This window comes from Xanthobacter pollutisoli (genome assembly GCF_040044995.1).
Taxonomy (GTDB): Bacteria; Pseudomonadota; Alphaproteobacteria; order Rhizobiales; family Xanthobacteraceae; genus Xanthobacter.
This window is the reverse complement of record NZ_JBDZDP010000069.1, coordinates 1-1523: the sequence shown is the minus strand read 5'-3', so window position 1 is coordinate 1523 and position 1523 is coordinate 1. Positions and strand designations below refer to the sequence as shown.

1 protein-coding gene is annotated in these 1523 nt (G+C 69.5%); it reads right to left on the bottom strand.

Going from position 1 to position 1523, the window contains the following annotated elements:
• On the bottom strand, positions 1-1523 hold a 1523-nt coding region (locus tag ABLE93_RS26875; RefSeq protein WP_348842717.1), incomplete at its 5' end, for a secretin GspD/PilQ domain-containing protein.

Below are 1523 nucleotides of genomic sequence, written 5' to 3'. Positions count from 1 at the left end.
TCACCTGTTGAGGAGGAGGGGCTGGGGTGCGCCGGGCGGGACGCCGATGGTGCCCTTGAGCTTGGCGCGCAGTTCCTCGGCGACGGTGTGGGCGTCCACGTTGTCGCGGATGATCTGCGGGCGGATGAAGATGATGAGCTCGGTGCGCTTCACCGTGCCGTTGGTATGGGCGAAGGCGTCGCCCACCCCGGGGATGGAATCGAGGATCGGCACGCCCTGACGGATGCCGTCCCGCCGCTCGCTGATCAGCCCCGCCAGAAGCACCGTCTGACCGCTCGCCACCGCGATGGTGCTCTTCACCTTGCGCTGCGACACCGTCGGCGTCAGCGTGCTGCTGTTGCTCCCCGAGCTCCCCGTCGTGGTGTTCTGCACCACGTTGGAGATCTCCTGCTCGATGTCGAGCCGCACCTGGCCGTTCACGTTCACCCGCGGCACCACGTGCAGGATGATGCCGGTGTTCTTGTACTCGATGGTGTTCACCACCGTGTTGGACGAGGTCAGCACCGTCGCGCTGCCGGTGGACACCGGCACCTCGTCGCCCACCTGAAGCGTCGCCCGCTGGTTGTCCACCACAACCACCGAGGGGTTGGACAGCACCTTCACGTCGGTCACCGTGTGCAGCGCGTCGAGGATCATCCGCGGCTGGTTCTCCCGCCCCACGAGAAGGTTGAAGCCCGGCAGCACGCGGTTGATGGCTTGGTCGGTGATCGCCCCCGACAGGGTGTTCATCACCGAGCCGTTGTTGGTCCCAAGCCCCAGGTCCTTGCTGGTGAGGTAGAACTGCACGCCGTAGGCCAGCGTGTCGTTCAGCGTCACCTCGGCCACCGTCGCCTCGATGGCCACCTGCAGCTGCTGCTGGTCGAGCTGGGCGATGGTGCGCTCGATGATGCGGTAGTTCTCCTGGCTGGCGAAGATGAGCAGCGAGTTGTTCACCGTGTCGGGGGTGATGCGCACCCCCGGCAGCAGCGCCCCGCCGCCGCCCGCCCCGGCCGAGGCGTCGCCCTCCACCGCTGGCGGCTGTGCCGGCGGGGGCACGCCGAGGCGCTGGGTCACGCTCATCTCGCCCGATCCCCCGCCGGTGCCGCCGGAGCCCGCGCCGCCGGAGCCGGCCTGGCCGCCGCCGGTGGTGAGCGAGGTGCCGCCGCCCGGCGCGATCTGGCTCTGCGCCTGGTCGAGGCCGGAGGAGGCGCCGCTGCCGAGGAACAGGTCGTTCAGCACCTTGGCCATCTGGCGCGCCTCGCCGTAGCGCAGGCGGTAGACGCGGACCGCGGTGGTGGTGTCGGCCCGGTCGAGGCGGCTGATCCAGCTGGCGGCGGTGCGCAGCAGCTCGGGCTTCCTGGCCACCACCATGATGGCGTTCTGGCGGGCGATGGCCTGGAACTTGACGAGGTTCTGGCTCAGCCCGTTCTCGCCGGAATCCAGCAGCTTCTCGAGCTCGGCGATGACCGGCTCGGGGCCGGAGTTGCGCACCGGATAGATGCCCACCGACTGGCCGCGCATCCAGTCGGCGTCGAAGGAGAGGG